The sequence below is a fragment of the Tabrizicola sp. genome (assembly GCF_022842145.1).
Taxonomy (GTDB): Bacteria; Pseudomonadota; Alphaproteobacteria; order Rhodobacterales; family Rhodobacteraceae; genus Tabrizicola.
In genome coordinates this window covers 300,811-324,337 of record NZ_JALHQD010000001.1, presented here as the reverse complement: position 1 = coordinate 324,337, position 23,527 = coordinate 300,811, and the positions used below count along the sequence as shown (strand labels likewise).

At 64.7% G+C, this 23,527-nt stretch carries 23 protein-coding genes and 1 tRNA gene; 4 read left to right on the top strand and 20 right to left on the bottom strand.

Features of this window, described 5'->3' with window-relative positions:
• Window positions 1-2: 2 nt before the first annotated feature.
• Genes Q0C42_RS01620 through Q0C42_RS01600 form a run of 5 tightly spaced genes read right to left on the bottom strand, consistent with a single transcriptional unit; the run spans window position 3 to window position 4,861 of the window.
• On the bottom strand, window positions 3-1,070 hold the full coding sequence (locus Q0C42_RS01620) for a phosphotriesterase-related protein (protein WP_295071025.1): 1,068 nt from the start codon (window positions 1,068-1,070) through the stop codon (window positions 3-5).
• Window positions 1,067-2,068, bottom strand: coding sequence for an ABC transporter permease (locus Q0C42_RS01615; protein ID WP_295071022.1), 1,002 nt, complete (start codon window positions 2,066-2,068; stop codon window positions 1,067-1,069). Before Q0C42_RS01615 ends, Q0C42_RS01620 begins: the two co-directional genes overlap by 4 nt.
• Window positions 2,068-2,862, bottom strand: a complete 795-nt coding sequence (locus Q0C42_RS01610) for an ATP-binding cassette domain-containing protein (RefSeq protein ID WP_295071019.1) — start codon at window positions 2,860-2,862, stop codon at window positions 2,068-2,070. Before Q0C42_RS01610 ends, Q0C42_RS01615 begins: the two co-directional genes overlap by 1 nt.
• Window positions 2,859-3,815: a substrate-binding domain-containing protein gene (locus Q0C42_RS01605; RefSeq protein ID WP_295071016.1), complete on the bottom strand. Its 957-nt coding sequence runs from the start codon at window positions 3,813-3,815 to the stop codon at window positions 2,859-2,861. Before Q0C42_RS01605 ends, Q0C42_RS01610 begins: the two co-directional genes overlap by 4 nt.
• 29 nt (window positions 3,816-3,844) lie before the next feature.
• A complete protein-coding gene (locus Q0C42_RS01600) occupies window positions 3,845-4,861 on the bottom strand; it encodes a LacI family DNA-binding transcriptional regulator (protein ID WP_295071012.1) in 1,017 nt (338 codons plus the stop codon).
• A gap of 224 nt (window positions 4,862-5,085) precedes the next feature.
• Between Q0C42_RS01600 and Q0C42_RS01595 the strand changes: the two genes are divergently transcribed.
• Window positions 5,086-5,841 (top strand): SDR family NAD(P)-dependent oxidoreductase, encoded by a 756-nt coding sequence (locus Q0C42_RS01595; protein ID WP_295071009.1) that lies wholly within the window; start codon window positions 5,086-5,088, stop codon window positions 5,839-5,841.
• 70 nt (window positions 5,842-5,911) lie between these two features.
• Here the strand turns inward: Q0C42_RS01595 and Q0C42_RS01590 are convergent, their stop codons facing one another.
• Complete coding sequence (locus tag Q0C42_RS01590) at window positions 5,912-6,148, bottom strand: aspartate/glutamate racemase family protein (RefSeq protein ID WP_295072795.1); 237 nt, start codon at window positions 6,146-6,148, stop codon at window positions 5,912-5,914.
• 184 nt (window positions 6,149-6,332) lie between these two features.
• Between Q0C42_RS01590 and Q0C42_RS01585 the strand changes: the two genes are divergently transcribed.
• Together Q0C42_RS01585 and Q0C42_RS01580 are read left to right on the top strand one after the other, a co-directional pair.
• Window positions 6,333-6,806 carry a hypothetical protein gene (locus Q0C42_RS01585; RefSeq protein ID WP_295071006.1) on the top strand — a complete coding sequence of 158 codons (474 nt, stop codon included), beginning with the start codon at window positions 6,333-6,335 and terminating at the stop codon, window positions 6,804-6,806.
• 28 nt (window positions 6,807-6,834) lie between these two features.
• Window positions 6,835-7,416 (top strand): hypothetical protein, encoded by a 582-nt coding sequence (locus Q0C42_RS01580; protein WP_295071003.1) that lies wholly within the window; start codon window positions 6,835-6,837, stop codon window positions 7,414-7,416.
• A gap of 973 nt (window positions 7,417-8,389) precedes the next feature.
• Here Q0C42_RS01580 and Q0C42_RS01575 read toward each other — a convergent pair.
• The 12 genes from Q0C42_RS01575 to Q0C42_RS01520 form a co-directional block, all read right to left on the bottom strand.
• Window positions 8,390-9,442 carry a dipeptidase gene (locus Q0C42_RS01575; RefSeq protein ID WP_295071000.1) on the bottom strand — a complete coding sequence of 351 codons (1,053 nt, stop codon included), beginning with the start codon at window positions 9,440-9,442 and terminating at the stop codon, window positions 8,390-8,392.
• Window positions 9,439-10,215, bottom strand: a complete 777-nt coding sequence (locus Q0C42_RS01570; protein ID WP_295070998.1) for an ABC transporter ATP-binding protein — start codon at window positions 10,213-10,215, stop codon at window positions 9,439-9,441. The genes Q0C42_RS01575 and Q0C42_RS01570 overlap by 4 nt, the downstream gene beginning before the upstream one ends.
• 2 nt (window positions 10,216-10,217) lie before the next feature.
• Window positions 10,218-11,039: an ABC transporter ATP-binding protein gene (locus Q0C42_RS01565; RefSeq protein ID WP_295070995.1), complete on the bottom strand. Its 822-nt coding sequence runs from the start codon at window positions 11,037-11,039 to the stop codon at window positions 10,218-10,220.
• The gene (locus tag Q0C42_RS01560; RefSeq protein WP_295070992.1) at window positions 11,036-11,941 is read right to left on the bottom strand and encodes an ABC transporter permease; all 906 of its coding nucleotides are present in this window, start codon (window positions 11,939-11,941) and stop codon (window positions 11,036-11,038) included. The genes Q0C42_RS01565 and Q0C42_RS01560 overlap by 4 nt, the downstream gene beginning before the upstream one ends.
• Window positions 11,938-13,002, bottom strand: a complete 1,065-nt coding sequence (locus Q0C42_RS01555; protein ID WP_295070989.1) for an ABC transporter permease — start codon at window positions 13,000-13,002, stop codon at window positions 11,938-11,940. Before Q0C42_RS01555 ends, Q0C42_RS01560 begins: the two co-directional genes overlap by 4 nt.
• A gap of 43 nt (window positions 13,003-13,045) precedes the next feature.
• Window positions 13,046-14,644 (bottom strand): ABC transporter substrate-binding protein, encoded by a 1,599-nt coding sequence (locus tag Q0C42_RS01550; RefSeq protein WP_295070985.1) that lies wholly within the window; start codon window positions 14,642-14,644, stop codon window positions 13,046-13,048.
• A gap of 651 nt (window positions 14,645-15,295) precedes the next feature.
• A tRNA-Pro gene (locus tag Q0C42_RS01545) sits at window positions 15,296-15,372 on the bottom strand.
• 46 nt (window positions 15,373-15,418) lie between these two features.
• Complete coding sequence (locus Q0C42_RS01540; protein ID WP_295070982.1) at window positions 15,419-16,384, bottom strand: DMT family transporter; 966 nt, start codon at window positions 16,382-16,384, stop codon at window positions 15,419-15,421.
• Between the two features lie 93 nt (window positions 16,385-16,477).
• On the bottom strand, window positions 16,478-17,344 hold the full coding sequence (locus Q0C42_RS01535; RefSeq protein WP_295070979.1) for a DMT family transporter: 867 nt from the start codon (window positions 17,342-17,344) through the stop codon (window positions 16,478-16,480).
• A 116-nt stretch (window positions 17,345-17,460) separates the two neighbouring features.
• Window positions 17,461-18,549: a glycosyltransferase family 87 protein gene (locus Q0C42_RS01530; protein WP_295070976.1), complete on the bottom strand. Its 1,089-nt coding sequence runs from the start codon at window positions 18,547-18,549 to the stop codon at window positions 17,461-17,463.
• A 4-nt stretch (window positions 18,550-18,553) separates the two neighbouring features.
• Window positions 18,554-19,660, bottom strand: a complete 1,107-nt coding sequence (leuB, locus tag Q0C42_RS01525; protein ID WP_295070973.1) for a 3-isopropylmalate dehydrogenase — start codon at window positions 19,658-19,660, stop codon at window positions 18,554-18,556.
• Between the two features lie 55 nt (window positions 19,661-19,715).
• Window positions 19,716-20,591, bottom strand: a complete 876-nt coding sequence (locus Q0C42_RS01520; protein ID WP_295070971.1) for a LysR family transcriptional regulator — start codon at window positions 20,589-20,591, stop codon at window positions 19,716-19,718.
• Between the two features lie 84 nt (window positions 20,592-20,675).
• Here Q0C42_RS01520 and Q0C42_RS01515 point away from each other — a divergent pair, with 84 nt between their 5' ends.
• On the top strand, window positions 20,676-21,566 hold the full coding sequence (locus Q0C42_RS01515; RefSeq protein ID WP_295070969.1) for an epimerase: 891 nt from the start codon (window positions 20,676-20,678) through the stop codon (window positions 21,564-21,566).
• Here Q0C42_RS01515 and Q0C42_RS01510 read toward each other — a convergent pair.
• Complete coding sequence (locus Q0C42_RS01510; protein WP_295070966.1) at window positions 21,530-22,591, bottom strand: endonuclease/exonuclease/phosphatase family protein; 1,062 nt, start codon at window positions 22,589-22,591, stop codon at window positions 21,530-21,532. The two genes, Q0C42_RS01515 and Q0C42_RS01510, sit on opposite strands and share 37 nt — an antisense overlap.
• A complete protein-coding gene (locus Q0C42_RS01505) occupies window positions 22,569-23,498 on the bottom strand; it encodes a hypothetical protein (protein WP_295070963.1) in 930 nt (309 codons plus the stop codon). The genes Q0C42_RS01510 and Q0C42_RS01505 overlap by 23 nt, the downstream gene beginning before the upstream one ends.
• Between the last annotated feature and the right edge of the window lie 29 nt (window positions 23,499-23,527).

Genomic DNA, 23,527 nt, shown 5'->3' with positions numbered 1-23,527 from the left:
CCTCATGCAATGGACGCGTCGAACACGCGCCGGGGGTTGGTTTTCATCAGCATATCACGCGAAGCTGCGTCCATCCCGTGCCGTGCCAGCCGCGGCAGGAAATGCCGTTGCACGAAGGCATAGCCGTTCCCGCCATAGCGCGTCAGCATCATCTTGATGAACACGTCCTGCGACAGGAGGACCCTGTCCAGATGCCCCGCGTCGGCCAGCCGCAGGATCGCCCGCGCGACCTCGTCATCGCTGGGGCACTGAACCTGCTGGTCGGCGTAGAAGTAGTCCATGCCGATCATGTCGAATTCGATGAAGGCTCCCCGCTCTGCGACGGTGCGCTGGTAGTCCCAGTCGTCATGCGAGGGGTTCATGTGGCACAGGACGGTGTGATGGAGGTCCGCGCCCTCCTCCTCGACAATGTCCAGAACGCGGTGACCCAGGCGGAACCACCCCGGCAGATGCACCATGAGCGGCAGTTTGGTCCGCACCTGTGCACGCGCCGCGCCGCGAAGGGATTTCTCCTCCTCGGCGGTGAAGTCGGACGACACCCCGATCTCGCCGATGAGCCCGATCTTTGCATCAGTGCCGTCGGTGCCGTGCAACGCCTCGGCCACAATCTGATCGGCGATGTCATCGATGGACAGGCGCGCCACCTCTTCGGGCATCGAGGACGCGAGGTAATACCCCGCCCCCATCACGATGTTCAGCCCGCTTTCCGCCGCGATCCGCCGGAGCTTCGTGGGGTCACGCCCGATGCCGCGACAGGTCGGGTCCACGATGGTCCGGCCGCCAGCTTGCGCAAACGCCCCGACCTCCTCGATGCACAGGTCCAGCTCGTCCAGCGCGATGTTGTGCTTGTTGACGAAGGGGTCTTGCCGCAGCTCGGACAGAATCTCGATCCGCACCGGACCATCGACCAGATACTGCCGGGCAGGGTCCTTCGGCGGGTGCCACCAGCAGGAACAGTCGTTCTGCAGATGCTCGTGCATCAGTGTCACACCCAGATCGGCGCTTTTGATCGGGCCGTTCACGGTCATCACCAGACCCGACCCGATGTGGGCCTCAGACAGTTCCGTCATTTCGGTTTCCTTCCAAGCCTGAAGCCACCGCTGAAAAGCTTTGTGTTCATCCAGATCGCCAGCAGGATGATCGTCCCCGTCACGATCTGCGTGAAGAAGGGCGAGATGTGGACCAGGATCAGCCCGTTGCCGATCACGGCGATGGTCATCGTGCCCAGGACGGTGCCCAGCATGCTGGCCTTTCCGCCCATCAGTGACGTGCCGCCCAGGACCACGGCGGCGATGACCTGCAATTCAAACCCCACCGCCGCGTTGGAGGACCCCGAGCCGAGCCGGGCCGCGATCAGAAGGCCGGCAATCGCACAGGCCACACCCGAGACGAGGTAGACCGACGCCACCGTCCAGCGTGCAGGCATGCCGACCCGCCGCGCCGCCTCCATGTTGGACCCCACGGCGACCACCTGCCGACCGTAACGCGTGCGCAGCATGACGACGAAGCCAAGGATCGCCACCAGGATCGAGATCAGCGCAGGGACCGGGAACCCGCCAAGTGTCCCGCGCCCAAGCCAGAAGAAGCCGGGCACGTCCTTGATCGGGATCGAATAGCCCTCGGTCAGATACAGCGCATAGCCGCGCAGGATCGACAGGCCCGCCAGCGTCACGATGAAGGCGGGGATTCCTTGATAGGCGATGAACCAGCCCTGAACCGCGCCGATCAGTCCGCCGAGGACCAGCATCAGCACCACGACCACAGGCCAGTCCAGTCCTGCCGCAAGTGCAATGGCGGCCACGGCGTTCACAAGGGCCACGGTTGAGCCGACCGAAAGGTCGATCCCCGCCGTGGTGATCACCAGCGTCATTGCCACTGCCACGATCAGCACGGGTGCGGCCTGGCGCACGATGTTCAGAAGGTTGCCAGCGGTCAGGAAGGTTGGCGTCAGCACGGCGAAAAGCAGCATGCAGGCCAAAAAGAACACTGCAATCGAAAGGACCTGCGCATTCTCGGCCACGAAATCAGCCAGCGGAGACCCCTTGGCGCGTTCGGAATAAGCGGACATCAGTGCGACCCCTTTCCGACGATCAGATCGACCAGTTCCTGCAGGTTCGTCTCGCCGATCCGGCGTTCGGCCACCTTGGTGCCTTCATACATCACGGCGATCCGGTCGCAGACGCGGAACAGGTCCTGCAGGCGGTGCGTGATCAGGACCACACCCACGCCCTTCGCCTTGACCCGGTTGATCAGCGCCAGCACTGCCTCCACTTCGGCCACGGCAAGGGCCGAGGTCGGCTCGTCCATGATCAGGACCTTGGGCTGGAAACTGGCAGCCCGCGCGATGGCGATGGCCTGGCGCTGGCCACCGGACAGCTTTTCCACCTTGGCTGTCAGGCGCGGGATGCGAATCTCCAGCGCGTCCAGCATCTGCCGCCCCTCGGCCAGCATCCGCTTTTGATCGAGGAACGGACCGCGCGTCAACTCGCGCCCGAGGAAGAGGTTGCCGACGACATCGACGTGGTCGCAAAGGCTAAGGTCCTGAAACACCATCTCGATGGCCCTCGCCCGCGCATCGGAGGGGCCGGAAAAGCGGACAGGCTGACCCTCGATACTGATGGTGCCTTCATCCGGGATGTAGGTGCCCGACATCACCTTCGACAGTGTGGATTTCCCCGCCGCATTGTCGCCGATCAGGCCCAGACATTCGCCCGGCATTACGTCCAGATCGACGCCGCGCAAGGCCTGGTGCGACCCGAAGGTCAGCGAAATCCCCCGCAACGACACCAGCGGCACGATGTGCGGAAGGGGGCGACCCCCTCCCGCATCGGACGCTTCGGGATGAAGCGCCGTTTCGGTCATTCGAACATCGACCGGAAGTCGTCGACGTTCGCCTTGGTGACGATGGTCACGGGAACCGAGATGTTCCGTTCGACCGTGCCGCCTTCGCTGAGCGTTTTCAGGGCGTCGACCGCCGCACCACCCATGCCTGCGGGGTCCTGCTGGATGACGGCCTCGACGTAGCCTGCGTCGATCCCCGCGATGGCCGAGGCGGTCAGGTCCCAGCCGAACACCTTGACGTCAGCCTGGCGTCCCTGGCTTTCCACGGCCGCAACTGCGCCCAGGAGTGCAGGCTCGCCCGTCGCATAGATCGCCGTCATGTCGGGGTTCGCGGTCATCAGGTTTTCCGCAGCCGCCAGCGCGGTATCCTGCACGTTCTGGCCATCAACCGTACCGGCGATGGTGACGCCTTCGACGCCGTTCAGCACGCCGGTAAAGCCGTCCATCCGAAGGTTCTGGATGAACGAGTTCAGCGCACCGACGACGCCCAGCTTGGCCCCACCGGCACCCTTGGCATATTCCACGAAGTAGGCGCCAAGGTCGGCCCCGGCCTTGCCGTTGTCCACTCCGATCACCGCCGACTGCTTGCCGTCCTCGGGCAGGATCGCGTCGATGGCGACGACCGGGATACCCGCTGCCGCCGCCTGATCGACCGCCGGCATGATGCCGTTCACGTCGATGGCGACGATGGCGATGCCGTCCACGCCTTCCTGGATGTAGGTCTCAATGGCACTGTTCTGCGCGGCCGGGTCATTGTTGGCGTTGAAGATCACCAGCTCGACCCCGGCCGCATCCGCCGCCTTCTGCGCGCCTTCGTTCATCTGATTGAAGAACAGCGCCTGCTGGTTGATCTGCACCAGCGCGAACTTCTTCTTGTCCTGGGCCATCCCCGGCACTGCAGTCAGGATCAAAGCCGTGCCAAGCAGCACTCCAAGTCCCCGGCGCGAAAGGGCAGTCATTTTCATGGTGTTCATTTTAAGATCCCTGTGTTGGCCGTTGCAGTTCATGACCTGATCACCGGCGCAACGGAGTTCCGGGTGATCAGAGTGACAGGCATGATCTCCTCTGGCGGGAGCTTGGTCGGATCGGTCCAGTCGGTATCCAGAAGCAGGGACAGGGCCCGGATACCCAAGGCCCGGACCGGCTGCCGCACCGCTGTCACAGCCGGTGCGAAAAGATGCAGCGGGCCGACATCGTCGAACCCGACAAGGGAAAGGTCTTTCGGCACGCGGATGCCGGCGGCATTCAGCACCTCAAGGACCCCCGTGGTGATCTCGTCCGAGGTCGCAAAGACGGCGGTGACGTCCAGCCGCGCCTCCAGCATGCGCTTGGCCGCAGACCTGCCAAACCCGATCGAATATTCGCCCTCGTAACGCTCGATCTTGGCATCGGCCCCCCAGATCTCGGTCATGGCGCGCTGGAAACCGCCGAAGCGCCGCGCGCCGCTCAGCATGGCGTCGACCCCGCCAATGAACAGCGTACGTCGATGGCCGGCCTCGGCCAGATGCCGCCCGGCCATGTACCCGCCCTGCTCGTTGTCGCAGAAGAGCTTCGGGACCGACGTTCCCACCACGTCTTCGTCCAGTACGACGACCTGACCACTCACGTTGATCGCATGGGCCAGGGTCCCGTCGTCGGGATGATTGGTGACGAAGATCAACCCGTCCACCTGGTTGCGCCGCACCGCCTGCAGGTATGACAACTCCCGCTCGCCCCGGTTCAACGTGGCATGCAGGGTCAGCCCCAGCCCGCGCCGGTCCGCCTCGGCCTCGACCGCCGCGACAAGGGTGGCGAAGAACGGGGTGGCGATGTCGGGAATGACCAGACCGATGGTATCGGACCGGCCGCGACTTAGCCTTCGGGCATGGGGGTTGGGTTGGTAGTTCAGCTGATGGATCGCCGCCTCGACCGCGGTCCGCGTGCGGTCCGGCAGGTCGAGCGTGCCGTTCAGGAAGCGCGAGACGGTTGTGACCGACACGCCCGCCGCCTGCGCCACATCCCTTAGGCTTGCCACTGACATCGGTGATCCCGTCTAGTGAATCGCTTTACTAAACCGCTTTACAAGGACAGCACAGGGACTTGCCGCGAGTCAACGGTAGCTCTGGTGGGGACGGCCGAAAGGGAAATCCAGACGGCGCGTCGCGAAACACCGACAGGAAAATGAATCCTTCTCTGCTTGACCATCCCCGCCGCTGCCGCCACTTTGGCCGCCCCGATCCGTCAGCCTAGAAATGGATGCACCGCATGTCCGACCGCTTTGCCAGATACCCCAGCCTTGCCGGAAAGGTCGTGTACGTCACGGGTGGTGCCTCGGGCATCGGGGCCGAGATCGTCGCGGCCTTCGCCGATCAGGGCGCGATGGTCGGCTTTGTCGATCTGGACGCCGACGGCAGCACCGCGCTTTGTGCGGCGCATCCGAACGTCACGCATGAGATTTGCGACCTGCGCGACATCGAAAGCCTGCGCACCGCATTCGCCGCTCTCAAAGCGCGGATCGGTCCGGCCGATGTTCTGGTCAACAACGCCGCCCGCGACGACCGACACGCCTGGACCGACGTGACACCCGAATACTGGGACGAGCGGATGGAGACCAACCTGCGCCACCAGTTCTTCGCCATGCAAGCCGTGGCCCCGGACATGATCGAACGCGGCGGCGGGTCGATCATCAACATGGGCTCGAACAGCTGGTTCGAAGCGGGCGGGGGTTTTCCGGCCTATGCAACCGCCAAGGCCGCCGTGCATGGCCTGACCCGCACGATGGCCCGCGATCTGGGCAAGCACCGCATCCGCGTCAACGCCGTGGTTCCCGGTTGGATCATGACCGAGCGGCAGAAGACCCTCTGGGCCAAACCGGACGCCCTCGCCGCGCACCAGGCCCGGCAGTGCCTGCCCGACCTGATCGAACCGGTCTACGTCGCGCGGATGGTCCTTTTCCTCGCCTCCGACGACGCCGCGATGTGCACGGCCAGCAGCTACATGGTGGAGGCAGGGTCGATCTGACCGGCCCCAACGACCGATCCCGGTTTTTCACCGGGATCGGCAACCGCCACGACAGCGTGGCAAAGCGCCTTCAGGCCGGAGTCAGGATCTTGTGGGCGGGCGAGGGTGCATAGCCACCCAGCCGGGATGTCCGCAGGCCAAGACCCACCATGGCCTCGGCCAGCCGCACGGCGCAGGACACACCGTCCAGCACACGCAGCCCATGCTCCGCCGCCAGATCACTGGCAAGATCGGCCATGCCAGCGCAGCCAAGGACGATGGCCTCGGCCCGATCCTCAACAACAGCGCGGCCGATTTCGGCACTGATCTTGCGGTCCGCTCGGCACCATGGTGCTGCATGAAATCGTTAGGTCTGCTTGTCCGAAAGAGAGAAAAACCGCTAGTGCCTCTTCTACAAAGCGTGACGAGCACACCCAGGTGCCAACCGTCCGAACGGCGGGAACGGTTGTGACCTTGCGCGTTTAATGCTTAGACACGGTCAAGGAGTATCGATGTTCAACACATGGCAAAAGGAAAAGGCGACGGAAGCACTGGTCGGTGAAGCGCAGGCGGTGGCCGACAGGCTTGCAGCGGCCAAACCGCATGTTGTCGACAGCTACGCCGCGACGGCGTGGTTTTGGGCGGCCTCCCTGCAGGTTGAAGGTAATGACCTCTATGCAATCGCAAGCTGGCCTGCCGCTGCCGTGGTTCGTTTCGTGACTAAGACGCAGACCCGCATTGCCGTCCTGCGCAAGACGCGCGATTATGACCTGAGCGACGGTCTGGCCGTCTGGCTGCACACCGCCCGCGCGGTGACGGAACCCCGCATTGCCCGCCCCGTGCAGGACATCTGGCAGTTGATTCTGAATGCCGGGCCGAATGCTGACACGATGGCGACCGAACGGATGGTCGAAGCAGGGCTTCCTGCCATGCTGGTCCGTCAGGCGCCCGCTGGCTTTGCTCCCGACCCCATGAACGGGGGCTGACCCTGTGCTGTGGGATATCCGCACCCGCATGAAACCCGCGCTGCAGGTGATCGATCTGATCCCCAACGTGCACCGCACGCCGGCGCTGGCCGCCCTGCGCCGCGCGGTGCTGGAAGGTCGGCCCGCCACGATGCGCCTTTCCGACGAGGATCGCGAACTGGCCTTCCATGACGCGCATGTGCAGCTGACCTCGCCTATCGGGGCGCGTATCCTGAAGATGCTGCATGACGGCGGCCATCTGAAGCTAAAGAAACCGCCCACTCGCTCGCTTCCGGCGTTGGAATCATATATCTCAACCGAAGCTGCCTTTCGTGCCGAGGTTGCAGCGATCCTCGCGACGGATGCCGCTAAGCGGGAGCGTTTGGCCGAGATTATCGCCGATCCTGTCCGCGCGCGGCCAACTGAATTGACCGCCTATCTGGTGGACAAGGTCTTTGACGCCCATCTGGGCCACTCCGCGACCGGAACGCTCACGATCGCTGGCCTCCTGTGCCACCGCAACCACAGCAGCGTGCCCGCAGCCGATGTGGGACGCCGGCGCGACGAAGGTCGTTTGTGCTGCTGGTGGATCGACAGCGAGGGGAACCGCCAGGGCGACCTGACGGAGTGACAGCAGCCATAGCCGACTAGAGCCTTAAGCCGGTCAGTGCCTCGCTTCTCTCAGCCATGTCAGTGTCCCCTTCGGCTGACGTGCGTCTAGGGTCCGTCACTTGGTGCTGGCTGTGGCGAAGTAAAGGCCGAGACAGGGTCCTGAGGTCGGGAAAGGCGTTCCGGATGCGTGGAGTCCTATCCGACCCCCACTCGGACTTCTCCTGGCGGGTCAGGGGTGTGAAGTCATATGGGTTTAGCTTGTTCATGCTTTGGTGTTGCTGCGCGGATGCTGTGGCCGACTGCTCACTTTCCAACAGCAATTTGGTCCGCATAGCTGACACCTGCACCTCTACTGAGCGACCCAGACGCACCGCGGCAGACTGAAACCACTTGTCGGGTGGCGAACACTAGCGAACGCAAGCTCGCGCAGGTGTGCCGCCATGTCCTGAAGATACTCCTCCGCGTCGGAGTCGTCGGGACGGTTCTCATCCGGCGTGCATCAGAGATTCCTTGACCGGGCCTCGACGGCCAGCATCAGACGTGATCCGGATGGCCTGGAGATCTCCATGTGTGGAAGCACACGATCACCTTGTTGCTGAAGCGATCAACAATACGATGATCGAAGATCAGCGCTACGGCTCACCACGACTCATCGTCGATATGCGACGAATAAGCGATGCGCCCAAGTGTTCCGGAGTCCTGCACGTCCCGTTACCGACGGTGACTGCGCAGGCCCGAGCAAGTGCTGCCCGGGCAATGACCAGGTTCTCGGTCGCACAGCCTCTCCGGGAGGTAAGCCATATGACCGCCACATGAGGGTCGAGATGACAAACCCATACCAGACACCGCGACCGCAAAGCTGATCGCTGACCGCCTCCCGCGACCTCTATCACCGAAAAAGACAGGCGGAGATTTCCAGCGAGGCAGGTTTTCCCAACTCATGCGTCTGGCGCCAGGCTGTCGGCGCGACTGCCGCCGCAGCTTGAATTTTGCTAAAGCGTGCGGTCCAGAAGTGTCAGCCAGTTGGCATAGGCCAGCTTTTCCAACAGCGGCCGATCATAACCATGGTCGGAAAGCGCTTGGATAAGCTTTGGGAGCCCAGTCACATCGTCAATAACGTCCGGAGTCGTGCAGCCGTCGTAGTCCGACCCGAAGCCAAGATGGTCTTCGCCGAGCCGTTCAAGCAGATAGTCCATCTGGCGCAGAATCGGCTCCCATCCGCATTCCGCTTGCTGGCGGCCGTCCGGGCGCAGGAAGGATACCGAGAAGTTCAGGCCCACCATGCCGCCGCTGTCGCGGATCATCGCCAGCTGCCGATCGGTCAGGTTCCGCGACGATGGACAAAGCGCGTGGGCGTTCGAATGGGTGGCGACCAGCGGCGCGTCGGACAGTCGGGCGACGTCGTTGAAGCCAGCCTCGTTCATATGGCTGAGGTCCAGCATGATCCGCAGACGATTGCATTCCTTGACCAGCCGTTTGCCTACCTCGGTCAGCCCCGGCCCGGTATCGGGGGTGGCCGGGAACGCAAAGGGCACGCCGTGGCCGAAGATCGTCGGCCGCGACCAGACCGGCCCCAGGGACCGCAGGCCCATGGCGTGGGAGAGGTGGAGCGCGTCGAGGCTTTCGTCGATCGCCTCGGCGCCTTCCATGTGCATGATCGCGGCTATGGTGCCTTGCGCCAGACAGGCCCGGACCTCTGGGCCCGTGCGGCAGATCTTCAGCGCGCCCGCAGAGGCGCGTTCCATCCACAAAAGGTGTCCGGCCGCAGCGACAGCCGGCGTCACCGCCTCGCCAAAGGGGATCAGATCGGGCAGGGGCAGACGATAGGGCGGGTTTTGCATCATCGCCCGGTAGTCCGGATCATCATGCGCGACGGGCGAGGGCAGGTAGATCGCGAAGAACCCACCGGCAAAGCCGGACGCCTGCATCCGGGGCAGGTCGAGATGGCCCTTCCCCTCGCCCGTCAGAAAGATCTGCTCGCGCCGCTCCGGATCAAGGAGCAGACGCAGCAATAGGTCGTTGTGGCCGTCAAAGACAGGGATCATGGCGCAGTCTCCGTCGTGCCGCCCAGCATCCGGTCGGCGCTGGCGTCGAACAGGCTGCGGGCATAGGCGGTGGTCATCCTTGCACCGGCGAGGTCTTCGCGATGGATCTCTTCCACCGTGCGGCCGTGCTGCAGGACCATGATCCGGTCGCACATGTGGTCGATCACGGCCAGGTCATGCGACACCATCAGGAAGGTCAGCCCCTGTTCGGCGCGCAAGCGGTTCAGCAGATTCAGGACCTCGGCCTGGACCGAGGCATCCAGAGCGCTGGTCGGTTCGTCCAGAAGCAGGATCTTCGGCCGCAGCATCAGGGCACGCGCGATGGCGACGCGCTGGCGCTGGCCGCCCGACAGCTGGTGCGGATAGCGGAAGCGGAAGGCGGGGGGCAGGCCGACATCGGTCAGCGCCTGCACGACGCGGGCATCGCGGTCTGGCATTCCGTGGATCGCCAGCGGTTCCGATAGGGTGCGGTCGATGGTGTGGCGGGGATGGAGGCTCGCGTAGGGGTCCTGGAAGACCATCTGCACTTCGGTGGAAAACGCCCGCCCGCGCGGGGTGGGCAGGGGCTGCCCGCCGATCCGGATCGTGCCACCAGTGACCGGCGCCATGCCGCAGATCGCCCTCAGGATCGTGGACTTCCCCGATCCGCTTTCGCCCACAAGACCATAGCTTTCCCGCGCGCCCACCGACAGGCTCACGCCTTCCACCGCGCGCACTTCCCGCCCCTTGGAGCGGAAGGTGACCGTCAGGTTCTCGATTTCGATCAGGGTCATGGTCAGATCCCGGCCCGGTCCAGAACCGGCAGCGGCCCCCGCGGGCCGCCGATCCGGGGCAGGCAGTTCAGCAGGCCCTTGGTATAGGGGTGCTTTGCGTCGAGAAGCCGGGAAGCCGCGATCTCCTCCACCACCAGCCCCTTGTGCATGACAAGGACCCGGTCACAGAACCGGGCCACCAGCCGCAGGTCGTGGCTGATGAAGATCAGGCCCATGCCGCGGTCGCGGACCAGCCGGTCAAGGATCGACAGCACCTCGGCCTGAACCGTCACATCCAACGCACTTGTGGGTTCGTCGGCGATCAGAAGCTCGGGCTCCGGGATCAGCATCATCGCGATCATCACGCGCTGGCCCATCCCGCCCGACAGTTCGTGCGGGTAGGCATCCATCACCCGACCCGGGTCGCGGATCTGCACGGCTTCCAGTGCGGCGATGGCCTTGGCGGTGGCGTCGGCCCGGCCCAGCCCGTCGCGCAGGCGCAGGCCTTCGGTCAGCTGGCGGCCCACGGTCATCACCGGGTTCAGCGAGTATTTCGGGTCCTGCATCACCATGCCGATGCGCTTGCCGCGCAGGGCGCGCATCTCGCGTTCCGAGGCATGCAGGATGTCCTGGCCGTCGAAGGTCATTGCATCGGCCTCGATCCGGCCGGGCGGGCGGATCAACCGCAGCACGGCCCGGCCGGTCATCGTCTTCCCCGAACCGGATTCGCCCACGATCCCAAGCCGTTCATGGCCCAGCGAAAACGACACGCCGCGGACCGCCTGCACCAGGCCGGTCTCGGTGTCGAAGGTGACACGCAGGTTCCTGACCTCAAGAAGGCTCATCGCGACGCACTCCGCGGGTCCAGGACGTCACGCAGGCCGTCCCCCAACAGGTTGAAGCCAAGGCTGACGATGAAGATCGCAAGGCCCGGCATCGTGGCGACCCACCATTGTTCAAAGAGGTATTTCCGGCCGGACGAGATCATCAGGCCCCATTCGGGTGTGGGCGGCAGGACGCCGAGGCCAAGAAAACCAAGACCGGCGGCGATCAGGATGACGCCGGCCATGTCCAGCGTGACCCGGATGATGACCGACGGCAGGCACATCGGCACCACGTGGCCCGCGATGATACGGGGCGCGCCGGCCCCCTGCAGTCGGATCGCGGCGATGTAGTCCGAGGAGCGGACCGTCAAAGTCTCGGCTCTTGCGACGCGGGCATAGGGCGGCCAGGCGGTCAGCGCGATGGCGAGGACGGCGTTCTCGATGCCGGGGCCAAGGACGGCGACAAGGGCAAGTGCCAGGATCAGCCGGGGAAAGGCCAGGAAGATGTCCGTCACGCGCATCAGGATGGCGTCGATCCAGCCACCGAAGTATCCCGCGACGGTGCCGATCAGCAGGCCAAGGACCGGGGCAGTCACGGCCACCAGCGCGATGATGTATAGGGTAATCCGCGCGCCATAGATGATGCGCGACAGGATATCCCGGCCGAAGTCGTCGGTTCCAAGCAGGTTGCCGGGCGTGCCGGGCGGTAGCAACCGGCGCGTCAGGTCCTGGGTCAGGGGATCATGCGGGGCGATCAGCGGGGCAAAGGCCGCGACCAGAAGCAGGATCGCAACGATGATCAGCCCCGCCATCGCCAGCCGGTTACGCTGGATGCGCTGCCAGGCGAGCCAGGCTTGCCCCAGCCGCGCCTGCCGCCGCGAGGCGGGGTTCGGGTCACTCAGCCAGGCGCGAAGTGCCGTCATGTCCGCGCCCTCGGATCGACCAGCCGGTACAGGATGTCCGACGCCATGTTCAGCGTAACGAAGACCACGCCGACGACCACGGTGCCGCCCAGGACTGCTGGCATGTCGGCCGAGAAAAGCGCATCGGTGATATAGCTGCCAAGGCCGGGCCAAGCGAAGATCGTCTCGGTCAGGACCGACCCTTCCAGAAGGTAGGCGTAGGACAGGGCGATGACGGTGATCAGCGGCACAGCCACGTTCTTCATCGCATGCACCCAGACCACCCGCCATTCCGGCATTCCCTTGACCCGGGCGGTGGTGATGTATTCCTGGCCAAGCTCGTTCATCATGAAGCTGCGGGTCATCCGGCTGATGTAGGCCATCGAGACATAGCCCAGCAGGCCCGCGGGCAGGATGATGTGGCTGACCGCGTTGCCGAACACGTCCCAGGCGCCGTTCAGCGCGCTGTCGATCAGGATCATGCCGGTGTAACTGGTCAGGGTGAATTCCATCATCATGTCATAGGTCGGGTCCAGCCGCCCAGGCCCGGACACCCAGTCCAACTGGCCGTAGAACACCAGCAAGCCAATCAGGCCCAGCCAGAACACCGGCATCGAATAGCCCATCAGGCCGACAACCCGGACGATCTGGTCGGCAATGCTGCCGGGCCGGGTCGCGGCGAGCACGCCTGCGGGCACACCGACCAGCGTGCCGAAGATCGTGCCCAGCGTCGCAAGCTCCAGCGTGGCGGGGAAATAGCGCGCGATTTCCGAGGCGACGGGCGCCCCGGTCTTGATCGAAGTGCCAAGATCGCCGCGCATCGCATCCCAGACGTAGATGAAGAACTGCTGCCACAGCGGCAGGTCGAGACCCAGCTTCTCGCGGATCGCGGCGATCTGCGCCTCGGTCGCGCGCTCGCCGACGATCGACAGCACCGGGTCGGTCGGCACGACACGGGCAATGACGAAGGTGATTAGCAACAGCCCCAGAAGGGTGATGGCCAGGGTGCCAAGCCCAAGCAGGATCTGCGTCACGACGGGAAGCAGACGGTTGCGCGGCGGCGGGGCGGGAGTGGAGGTCATGCGGTAATCGGGCCGCCGCCGGGTGGGGCGGCGGCCCGGTCGCTTACTTGGTGACGGTCCAGTAGGACGCCGAGTCGGTCGCCCCACCGGCATAGAAACCCGCCACATTGGCGCGCACCGCGTCTTGGCGGGCTTGCTGGAACATCATCACGAAGGCCGAGTTGTCGCGATGCTTGCGCTGGATTTCCTCATACATCGCCTTGCGCTTCTCGGTGTCCTTCTCGACCACGGCCGCTTCGGTCATCGCATGCAGCTCCCCCGGCTCCCAGGCCGTGCGCCATGCGAGGTAACCGGTGTTTCCGGCCTCGTCCGAGTTGTCGGGGTTCATCGCGAAGGTCGAAGCGTTGGTGTGGGGATCGGGGTAATCCGGCCCCCAGGTCTGCAAGGTGATCTCGTGCGTGCGACCACGGTAGACTTCCAGCCCCTGCGCGCCGTCACCGACGTCGAGGACAAGGTTGACGCCGATTTGCGCAAAGGTGTTCTGCAGCGAGGTGGCGATGTCCAGCCGTTCCTGGTTGTTGCGGACGGTGAACTTCACCTCCAGCGGCAGGGTGACGCCCGATTCCGCCATCAGCGCCTTGGCCTTTTCCACGTCCAGGCTATAGGGCGTCTCGGTCAGAGCACCCAGGAAGCCCTGCGGCAGGAAGGCCTGGTGGACGACCCACTGGCCCTTCAGGATGCTGTCGGTCATGCCGACATAGTCGACCGCCCAACGCATTGCTTCCTGAACCTTGGGGTTGGCCAGCTCGGCCTTCTTTTGGTTCAGCGCCAGATAGTAGACCTGGCCGCCCACGTCGTTCTGCACCTTGATGTCGGCGTTGCCCTCGAACCCGGCGATGTCCGTCGGGGTCAGCTCCCGGCCGATGTCGATGTCGCCCTTTTCCAGCAGCAGGCGCTGGGTCGCACCTTCCGGGACGTGCTGCATGAACACGTTCTTGATCTTCGCGTCGCCGCGCCAGTGCCCCGTGCGAGCCTCAAGCACATAGCCCTCGTTCGGCTTGAACGACCGCAGCACATAGGCTCCGGTCCCGGCGCTGTTCGCCTTGAGCCAGGCATTGCCCATGTCGCCTTCGGCCTCGTTCGCCATGACGGTCTTCATGTCGACGATGTTCGCCACCCCGGCGGTAAGGCAGTTGTAGACGAAGGACGGCGCATAGGCCTTGTCCGTCTTGAGGGTGACGGTGTCGCCCTCGAAGGTGATCATCTGGTCGACGTTTTCCGGAGTCAGGCCGAACTGGGTCAGGATGAAGGCCGGCGTCTTGTTCAGCTTGACCACGCGGCGCAGCGATCCCGCCGCGTCTTCCGCCGTCAGCGGGTTGCCGGACGAGAAGGTGATGCCCGACTTGATCTTGAAGGTATAGGTCATGCCGTCGTCCGCCACCGACCAGCTTTCGGCCAGTCCTGGGACCAGTTCGCCGGGCTTGGTCGGGTCCAGCTCGATCAGGGTATCATAGGTGTTGTTGTTCAGGTCCACGCCCGAGAATTCGAACGCTTCATGCGGGTCGATCGACACGATGTCGTCGATGGCATCGGCCACCACCAGCGTGTCCGCCGGGGTTTCGGCCATAAGTGCCATGGGTGCAGTCCCGGCCATCAGCGCAGCAAGGGCTGCTGCACGGCCAAATCCATGCTTCAGGTGCATCGTCTATCTCCCTGTGTTCGATAGTTGAGGCGGCGCCAAGCGCCAGACTCTGTGCCGATTGGATGAAAGCGGGTGACTGGAGTCAATGCCTAACGGATGGCAACCGCAAGAGAACTTTCAAACACTGCCTCCTCCATGCAAGGCACTGACCGAGGTCCGGGCCGAACTGTCGACGATCGAAAGGAAGCTTCGCTCCGTTTGAGTCATGCGGATACGTCCGATGCTTTGCGCAACGCGTTCAGCCCGCGGCGCTCGGTCTCGGTTGCGGGAATTACGAAGATAATGGTATCGCCGATATGCGACTACCCTGATTGGCATGCGTCTGCGACGTGCGACGCGACACCATCAACTTGTTTTGGTTGAAGGCAGACAGAACCACCCGAGCGCGCATGATCCGGAGGGAACCGATGCGCGGATTCGGGCTCTGCTGCTGCTTCCCGACACAAGTGAAATGTGACTGAGGAACTGTCAGCCGTCCCCAGGCGAAGAATCAGGTCGGACGAGTGGTAAGCGCACGCTCGTTCAATCTTGGGTGCATCTCGACATAGGCCGACCGTCTGCTGAAAAGGTCCGCGCGAGCAGTCCGGGAAACTGTTCCTGACGCGCAAACTCACTTTGTGTAATTATTTGATTTTTCGGGATTTTTAGATTTGGTCGGAGCGAGAGGATTCGAACCTCCGACCCCCTGCTCCCGAAGCAGGTGCGCTACCAGACTGCGCTACGCTCCGACCGTGGCGGGGGGTTACCCCGTCCGCCGCGCTTTGGCAAGAGGCCTCAGGCCTGATCGCCGCCGCGATCGAACCGCTTCAGCCAGCTGGAAATCCGGGGCAGGGTGCCGATCTCCAGGCGGGTGCGGTTTTCCAGCACCGGGCGGTTCTGGCTGACCTGCGGCGTATCCTCGCGCAGGACGATGTAGATGCCCGAAGCGATGATCACCGACGACCCGATGGCCGTGTAGAAGTCCACGCGCTCGTCGAAGAACAGCCAGCCGTACAGCACGGCCCAGATGATCTGGGAATACTGCATCGGCGCCACAATGATCGCCGCCGCGATGCGGTAGGCGGCAATGCTGGCAAGCGCGCCGATCATGCCCAGGAAGGCCATCACCGCAGTCAGCGCCAGATCCTCGACCGGCATCGGCTGGTAGACGAAGGGCATCGTCGCGCCGGTTGCCACGAAGGTCAGCACCATCGGGTACAGCATCAGCACGACCGACCGTTCATCCCGGCCGATCTTGCGCACGATGATCGAACTCAGCGATCCCGTGGTCGCCGCGCCCAGCGCGGCAAGGTGGCCCAGCGAAAAGCCGTCCCCGCTGCCGGGCCGCAGGACGATCAGCACGCCCAGAAGACCCACCATGACAGCGATGCCGCGGCGCATGCCGACCTTCTCGCCCAGCATGGGAATGGCCATCAGGGTGATGAACAGCGGCATCGCGAAGAAGATCGCGTAGCAGGTCGCCATCGGCAGGACCGAAAAGGCATAGAACCCCATCACCTCGGTCACGACGGCGCTGACCGTGCGGATCGCCGTCCACCAGATGTGCTTGGGGATCAGTGTCCCGTCCCGCCGGTCGCTCAGGAGAAGCACGGTGACCAGAGGAAAGCCCATCAGCCCGGCGAAGAACATGGTCTGGAAGGCGGAATAGGTGCCGCCCAGATACTTCACCACGACATCGTGGGTGGCATAAGCGGCAAAGGCGGCCAGCGACAGAAGCGCACCGCGAAGCGAAGGAGACATACGAAAAATCCGGAGCTGTGGCGCGTTCGGTACGCCGCGTTAGCGGAAACACTGTTGCGCCATTCCCGCTGTGGATGCAAGGCCGGGTGGGGCTCAAGCTAGGGTCTTTTGCCGCTCCTGCCGCCAGACCACAAGGATGCCCGCCGCGGCGATGATGACCATGCCGAAGGCCGTGCTGGCCGTCATCGGCTCGGCAAAGAACAAGGCTCCAAAGGCCGCGGCCCAGGCGATCTGCGAATACTGCGTGGGTGCCACGACCACCGGCGGCGCGATGCGGTAGGCCGCGAACATCGCCAGCGTCCCGGCCATGCCAAAGACCGAAATGCTTGCCAAGGTGGCGATGTCGTGCAGGGGCATCGGCTGATACCGCGAGGGCAAGAGCAGGAAGGCCGCGATGGATTGCCCCAGCACCGGATAAAGCAGCATGGCGACGGAGGACTCCGCGCTGCCCGTCCGGCGGATGATCAGGTAGTGCACCGCCGCCATCAGCATCGCCAGGACGGCGGCAAGATGGCCGACCCCAAAGTCGATCCGGCCCGGATTCAGCGCCACGATCACGCCGAGCAGCCCCAGCAGAACCGCCGCGCCGCTTAGCGCATCGACCCGGTCTCCCAGCACCGGCCAGGCCAGCAGCGTCAAAACCAGGGGCATCGTGAAGAAGATCGCATAGGCTTCGGCCAGCGGCATGGAGGTGAAGGCATAGGTCACCATCAGCGCGTTGATGATCAACGCGACGGTCCGGATTGCCATCAGCCAGGGATGCACCGGATGCAAGCGCGCCCTTGTCTTCAGCCACAGAAGCCCGACCAGCGGCAGGGTGAAGAGGCTTGCAAAAGCCACGATTTGCACCGGGTGGTAGGTGCCGCCGAGGAACTTGATCGTGCCATCGGCCACCGAGAATAACCCGAAGCCCGCCAGCCCGAGAAGCACGCCCCGGACATTCGCAGTAAGGATGGGCATGTTGGGCTACGGTTCCTGACGGCGTCGTGCGACGCTGGTTCTTGCAACTCTGTCGCGACGCATAACAAGCTCGGGCTTCGGCGTCACCGTATAAACGGTACTGTGTGACGACCGCGTCAGAAGGCAGGCCGCTCCCGCGCCCTTGGTGCCCTGATCGCCGCATGCAGCGCAAGGCCGAAGCCAAGCAGGACCAGCACCGGCGTCAGCGGCACGCCGAAAAGCCAAAGGGGGATCGCTGCGGTGGGCATGCAGGCGGCAACCAGAATCAGGCTGCACCGCCGCCACGGCACCCCGGGGGTCTCCTCGGACTGGTTGCAGAGCAAAAGCAGCGCGGCTGCGGCAATCGCATAGTCGTAGGTCAGCCAGTAGGGCACCGCGACCAGGGTGGTCTTGATCGTCAGCGCAGCGCGCAGCCCGGCATCCGGGCAACGCCACAGCGCCCATCCGGCGATCCCGATGGCCGGAACCGCGACCGCCGCATGGACGGCCGCCGCGACCTGCGGATCAACCTCAAGCATGCGCAGAGCACCGAAGACGGACGGCATCATGCCCAGGAAGATCCCGGTGAAATCAGTCACGACCCGCGACTGATAGGCCAAGGTCTGCGTCAGATAGCCGTTCCAGCTTTCCCAGCCGAATAGCACACCGGACAAGACGACCAGCCCCGCCGTTGTCAGAGAGGCCGAAGCTATCACCAGCCAGCGCTTCTCGACCAACAAAAGCAACGGCAACAGCGCGCCAAGCTGCGGCTTGATCGTCAGGCAGCCAATCAGGACACCGGCGAGGACAGGTCGCTTCATGCGCAGCGCAAGCCCTCCCAGTAGCAGGGACGCCGACAGAAATCCGTTCTGCGCATGATAGATGTTGTCGAAGACCGCGGGCAGCACAATCGCTGTCGCCAATGCCAGGCTTATGGTGGTCGGCCCGACAAAGGCCCGCAGCGCCCAAAGGTAGGCCACCAGCGTCACGCCCAGGAACCCTGCCATGGCGGTGCCATAGCCAAAGAACCCAAGCGGCCAGATTGCCAGCAGGTAATGCGGCGGATAGCTCCAGGCCCGCCAATTCGTGTCCGGCCCAAACCGATCAGTGAGATGCCGGAAGTAGGTGGCGTGATCGGCAAAAAGATCCAGAACCTGTCCGTTCAGCAACAGCTGCGCTGCCGTCCAGTAGTTCGCGAAGTCCTTGTCGATCAGCCATGCTTCCATGCAGTTACAGGCTCGCGTCCAGTGCTGCGATGACGGCGTCGCCCATCTGCGCGGTCGAGACGGGCGTTCCACCCTCCGGCCCCATCAGGTCGGCGGTCCGCACGCCGTCTGCCAGGACCTTTTCGACCGCCTTCTCGACCCGCGTGGCGTCTTCGCCAAGGTCGAAGGAATAGCGCAGCGCCATTGCGAAGGACAGGATGCAGGCGATCGGATTGGCCTTGCCCTGACCGGTGATGTCGGGAGCCGACCCGTGCACTGGCTCATACAGCGCCTTCGGGCGGCCATTGGCCATCGGCAGACCAAGCGAGGCCGAGGGCAGCATCCCCAGCGAACCGGTCAGCATCGCGGCCATGTCCGACAGCACGTCGCCAAAGAGGTTGTCGGTCACGATCACATCGAACTGCTTCGGCCAGCGGCACAGCTGCATCGCTCCGTTGTCGGCATACATGTGGGTCAGCGCGACATCCGGGTAATCGCGGTCGTGCACTTCCTGCACCACCTCGCGCCACAGGATGCCAGATTCCATCACATTGGCCTTCTCCATCGAGCAGACCTTGTTGTTGCGCTTGCGGGCGAGTTCAAAGGCCGACCGGGCGACGCGGGCAATCTCGGACTCGGTGTAGCGCTGGGTGTTGATCCCGACCCGCTCGTTGCCTTCCTTGAAGATCCCGCGCGGCTCGCCGAAGTAGACGCCGCTGGTCAATTCGCGGACGATGACGATGTCCAGACCCGCAACAACTTCCTTCTTCAGCGACGAGAAATCGGCCAGCGCGTCAAAGCACTGCGCCGGGCGCAGGTTGGAAAAAAGGTCCATCTCCTTGCGCAGCCGCAGAAGGCCGCGCTCCGGTTTGACGGAAAAGTCCAGGCTGTCGTATTTCGGCCCGCCCACGGCACCCAGAAGCACCGCGTCCACCGCCTGCGCCTTGGCCATCGTGGCATCGGTCAGCGGGGTGCCATGCGCGTCATAGGCGCAACCGCCCACCAGGTCCTCGGACACGTCGAAGTGGACGCCGCGCTTGGCCCCCATCCAGCCGATGATCTTCTTCACCTCGGCCATGACTTCCGGGCCGATGCCGTCGCCGGCGAGGATAAGGAGGGAAGGATTTGCCACGCGCGTGCTCCTGCGAAAAGTGTCGGGGTCCGCCTAGCCCTTCAGCCCGAAAACTTCAAGCGGGGAAGGCTGCGGCCAGCGCGTCCCACACCCGTCGCAAGCGCGGCGACTGGCGCAGGCGCGGCGCGGCGGTCAGCCAGACCGGCAGGCTGGGCAGGTCCGGTATCAGGTCGATCCGTTCCAGAACCGGGTCCGGATCACCAATCGCCCGCAGGATGCCTCCGACCCCGCAGCCCGCCCGGACCAGTTCGACATAGGTCAGGGGGTCATCGCAGCGGACCGGAAAGAAGCTGCGGCTGACGTCCAACCCCAGCATTCGCATCACCCGGATGATCTGGTCCATCCGGTCCTGCCCGATGAAGTCATGCGCCATCAACGCGTCTGGCGATATCGGCCTGCCCCTGCGGTCAAGGTAGCTGCGCGCCGCATAAAGCCCCAGCGGCAGCGCGCCGATCTGCCGGGCCACCAGGTCGGGTTGCGTTGGGCGGTACATGCGCAGCGCAATGTCCGCTTCGCCGAAAAGCAGGTTCTCCGTCGTGTCCGAGGGGACAAGTTCGATCTGGATGCCCGGCTCCGTTGCCCGCAACCGGGCCAGCACGGGCGGCAGAACGTGATGCGACACGACGCGGCTTGCGGTGATCCGCACCGTTCCGTTGATACCCGAGGCCTGTCCCCTGGCGGACAGTGCAAGCTCGGCCGCCGCTGCCTGCATCGCCCGCGCCGACGGCAGCAGCGCCTGGGCCGCCGCGGTCATCGCCTGGCCATGTGCAGTCCGCGTGAAAAGCGTGACCTCCAGCGCCGTCTCGATCGCCTGGATGTGGCGTCCAAGTGTGGGCTGGCTGATCCCGGTCGCGCGGGCGGCCGCGGACAGCGACCCGGCTTCGGCCACGGCAAGGAAGGATCGGATCAGCGACCAGTCAGGCAACTCCATTCATCGATGAATATCCCCTGCACGTTTTCATGCAATTCCTTTTGCGCACGGCCCGCGCCATATCTACTGCAAAGGGAGATCATCATGGCAAAGACAGCACTGGTCCTTGGCGCTTCGGGGGGCTTCGGCGGGCAGGTGGCACAGGCCTTGCAGGGCGCGGGCTGGACCGTCCGTCGCTATACCCGTGGCACCGACATGGTGGCAGCCGCAACTGGCGCGGACCTGATCGTCAACGGCCTGAACCCGCCCGCCTATCACGCCTGGGACCAGCTGATCCCCCAGATCACCGCCCAGGTCCTTGCGGCAGGCAAGGCCTCGGGCGCGACGCTTCTCATCCCCGGCAACGTCTATCCCTACGGCATCGAACCCGGCCCCTGGAACGCCGACACGCCGCACCGCCCCGTCAGCCGCAAGGGCCGCATCCGGTCCGAGATGGAGGCGCGCTACCGTGCGGCGGCGGATCAGGGCCAGCGCACGATCCTGCTCCGCGGCGGGGATTTTCTGCTCCCGGAGGCCCCGCAGATGGTGATGAACCGGCTGATCCTCGGTGAGGTGGCGAAGGGGAAGGTCACCACGCTGGGCGACCCGGATGCTCTGCACGCCTATGCCTACCTGCCCGACATGGCCCGCGCGGCGGTGGCGCTGGTGGCCCTGGGTCAGGCGCTGCCCGCCTATGCCGACATCCCATTCGGCGGCCATGCCTTTACCAATTCCGAACTCGCGGCCCGGATTTCCCGCCTGTCCGGTCGCCCGATGCGCATCAAACGCTTCCCGCGCTGGATCTTCACCCTTGCCAGCCCGGTCTGGGAACTGGCCCGCGAACTGCGCGAGATGCTGTATCTCTACGACCACCCGCACCGGTTGGACCCAGCACCCCTGCGGCACTGGCTGACGGACTGGCAGGACACCGACCTCGACACGGTGATCGCCCGCCACCTTCAGGGCAGGCTGATGTCGACCCAGACCGGAAAGTGATGCGAGGCGGCGGTCAGGTCCGGCAAAAGCGGATCGTCCGGTGCAGGCCAGAGGACCCCCGCCGCCGCCACGTTCAGGTCCGCTGACGGCAGCACATAGTCCAGCCGCAGCCCGCCAAGGTCGTCGTAGATCACCGTATCCAGCGCCGGGTCGCCGGCCTGGTCCGGTTCGCGTCTTCCATGACTGCCGCCGGGTCCGGGGTCCTGCAGGGCAGGGTGGGCAAGAAGCCCCCCGATCCCCTCGCGCCGGCCGTCGCCGTCGGCAGGATCAAGGTTACCGTCGCCCAATAGCACGAAGGGCGCGTCGGCGGGTTGCATCGGCAGCGCACCCTCCAGGAACAGCCGCCAGAAAGTTGCCTCGTCATGGTTGCGGCGGCCATTGCGGTCCTCGGGCCCATCGAAGACCGGCGGGGTCGCGTGCCAGGCCAGAAGGTGCAAGGGACCAAGGGCGGTTTCGACCGGCACGTCCCAGAAGCCCGTCGTGGCAAGGCGCTGCACCGACGCCAGTTCTGGCGGGTCGTCGGACAACCCGTCCGGCAGGTCGCGCCAGAGAAAGTCCGAAAAGTCGCGCGCCCCTCCTTCGTCGATGGGCAGCCGCGATAGCACCGCCATCCCGGCATGGCCGGAAAACAGCCCGAACCCCTGCGTGTCGCGGGGGTCACCAATCCTGCCGTTGCCGTCAAGATCATGGCCGGTCTGCAGTCCGGTGTTCGGCCGAAAGGCGAAATGGTGGGGATAGTCCAGCCCGGCGGCGCGAAGCTGGTCGGCCAAGAGCCCCAGCGCCACCCCGCCGCGGTCATAATCGACCGAGGTCAGCAGCACCACATCCGCTTGCAAGGCGACCAGCACCCGGACCACCGCCTGCCCCTGCGGCGCCTTCTCGGCAAGGTCCTTGACCAGAAGCCCGGGGCCCTGGCGGTCCAGCGATACGTTCCAGGTGGCGATCCGCAACGTCTCGGCCGCTGCGGGCTGGGCGAACAGCCAGGCGACCAGGAAAAGACGGCTAAAGATCGTCGTCCTCGTCATCCTTGTGGCGGTCCAGCTTCGACGGCTCGATCGCACCCAGGACCGCCAGCTTTGCCGCGCGCTTGATGCGGATCATGTCGGCGATCCGCGCCATCGCGACCGCCCGCATGATCAGCGCCGCCGGCAGGTAGGCCCAAAGCGCCATCGCCCAGATCAGCGTCTGCGGCGAGGTCAGCGTCTCGGCCGGAATGCCGGTGGTCAGCAGCGCCACCAGCGCCGGGATGACGAAGGGCAGAAGGAAGCCCACCGCCAGGTTCATGTGCGAATCGCGCACCAGGCGGTCGACCACGTCACCCCCGGCCGTCGGCTCGAAGGTGGGCAGGTTGACCCAGACGTTGAACGCCGCCTTGGTCGAGGGCCAGCCCACCAGTTTCAGCACGATGACGAACAGGGCCAGCGAAAAGAGCGAGATCAGGTAAGCCGTGCCGGCCGCGATCTTGACCTGGGCGATCTGGCCGGCGGTGGCGTCGGCTTCCAGCATGTAGCTGACCAGCCGGACCGGAGAATACGGAAAGTCGAGCGAGGCGCCGATCAACAGCCCCACGGCATGGAAGAAGCGGGACATGGTGGTCGAATGCTCGATGTCGGCGACGATCGCCGACAGGATCACCACGATCGTCAGCATCATCAGAAAGCGGATGCGGTTGTAGGGTGCTCCGTCGCGGAATTCGACCAGGCTGGGGTAGACCGCATTGTATTCGAAGAACACCAGCGCGCCACCGAAGAGGGCGACAAGCGCCACGATCTGCTTGGTATCGGTGCCGATCCCCGGCAGGATCACCGAAGGCACCACGATCAGGATCATCACCAGAAAGGCGCGCACCGCCGCGGCCGTCGCCCGTGACAGCCAGGTCCGCGCCCAGCCATCGGTCGACACGACCGCCGTCAGACGCAGCTTGCTGCGCAACCCTTCAATCAATGCGGTTCCGCTTGCCA

What these genes read in the sequence shown, in the direction of transcription:
- Q0C42_RS01620 (WP_295071025.1), bottom strand. Translation starts at nt 1,070, where the DNA reads ATGACGGAACTGTCTGAGGCCCACATCGGGTCGGGTCTGGTGATGACC.
- Q0C42_RS01615 (WP_295071022.1), bottom strand. Translation starts at nt 2,068, where the DNA reads ATGTCCGCTTATTCCGAACGCGCCAAGGGGTCTCCGCTGGCTGATTTC.
- Q0C42_RS01610 (WP_295071019.1), bottom strand. Translation starts at nt 2,862, where the DNA reads ATGACCGAAACGGCGCTTCATCCCGAAGCGTCCGATGCGGGAGGGGGT.
- Q0C42_RS01605 (WP_295071016.1), bottom strand. Translation starts at nt 3,815, where the DNA reads ATGAACACCATGAAAATGACTGCCCTTTCGCGCCGGGGACTTGGAGTG.
- Q0C42_RS01600 (WP_295071012.1), bottom strand. Translation starts at nt 4,861, where the DNA reads ATGTCAGTGGCAAGCCTAAGGGATGTGGCGCAGGCGGCGGGCGTGTCG.
- Q0C42_RS01595 (WP_295071009.1), top strand. Translation starts at nt 5,086, where the DNA reads ATGTCCGACCGCTTTGCCAGATACCCCAGCCTTGCCGGAAAGGTCGTG.
- Q0C42_RS01585 (WP_295071006.1), top strand. Translation starts at nt 6,333, where the DNA reads ATGTTCAACACATGGCAAAAGGAAAAGGCGACGGAAGCACTGGTCGGT.
- Q0C42_RS01580 (WP_295071003.1), top strand. Translation starts at nt 6,835, where the DNA reads ATGAAACCCGCGCTGCAGGTGATCGATCTGATCCCCAACGTGCACCGC.
- Q0C42_RS01575 (WP_295071000.1), bottom strand. Translation starts at nt 9,442, where the DNA reads ATGATCCCTGTCTTTGACGGCCACAACGACCTATTGCTGCGTCTGCTC.
- Q0C42_RS01570 (WP_295070998.1), bottom strand. Translation starts at nt 10,215, where the DNA reads ATGACCCTGATCGAAATCGAGAACCTGACGGTCACCTTCCGCTCCAAG.
- Q0C42_RS01565 (WP_295070995.1), bottom strand. Translation starts at nt 11,039, where the DNA reads ATGAGCCTTCTTGAGGTCAGGAACCTGCGTGTCACCTTCGACACCGAG.
- Q0C42_RS01560 (WP_295070992.1), bottom strand. Translation starts at nt 11,941, where the DNA reads ATGACGGCACTTCGCGCCTGGCTGAGTGACCCGAACCCCGCCTCGCGG.
- Q0C42_RS01555 (WP_295070989.1), bottom strand. Translation starts at nt 13,002, where the DNA reads ATGACCTCCACTCCCGCCCCGCCGCCGCGCAACCGTCTGCTTCCCGTC.
- Q0C42_RS01550 (WP_295070985.1), bottom strand. Translation starts at nt 14,644, where the DNA reads ATGCACCTGAAGCATGGATTTGGCCGTGCAGCAGCCCTTGCTGCGCTG.
- Q0C42_RS01540 (WP_295070982.1), bottom strand. Translation starts at nt 16,384, where the DNA reads ATGTCTCCTTCGCTTCGCGGTGCGCTTCTGTCGCTGGCCGCCTTTGCC.
- Q0C42_RS01535 (WP_295070979.1), bottom strand. Translation starts at nt 17,344, where the DNA reads ATGCCCATCCTTACTGCGAATGTCCGGGGCGTGCTTCTCGGGCTGGCG.
- Q0C42_RS01530 (WP_295070976.1), bottom strand. Translation starts at nt 18,549, where the DNA reads ATGGAAGCATGGCTGATCGACAAGGACTTCGCGAACTACTGGACGGCA.
- Q0C42_RS01520 (WP_295070971.1), bottom strand. Translation starts at nt 20,591, where the DNA reads ATGGAGTTGCCTGACTGGTCGCTGATCCGATCCTTCCTTGCCGTGGCC.
- Q0C42_RS01515 (WP_295070969.1), top strand. Translation starts at nt 20,676, where the DNA reads ATGGCAAAGACAGCACTGGTCCTTGGCGCTTCGGGGGGCTTCGGCGGG.
- Q0C42_RS01510 (WP_295070966.1), bottom strand. Translation starts at nt 22,591, where the DNA reads ATGACGAGGACGACGATCTTTAGCCGTCTTTTCCTGGTCGCCTGGCTG.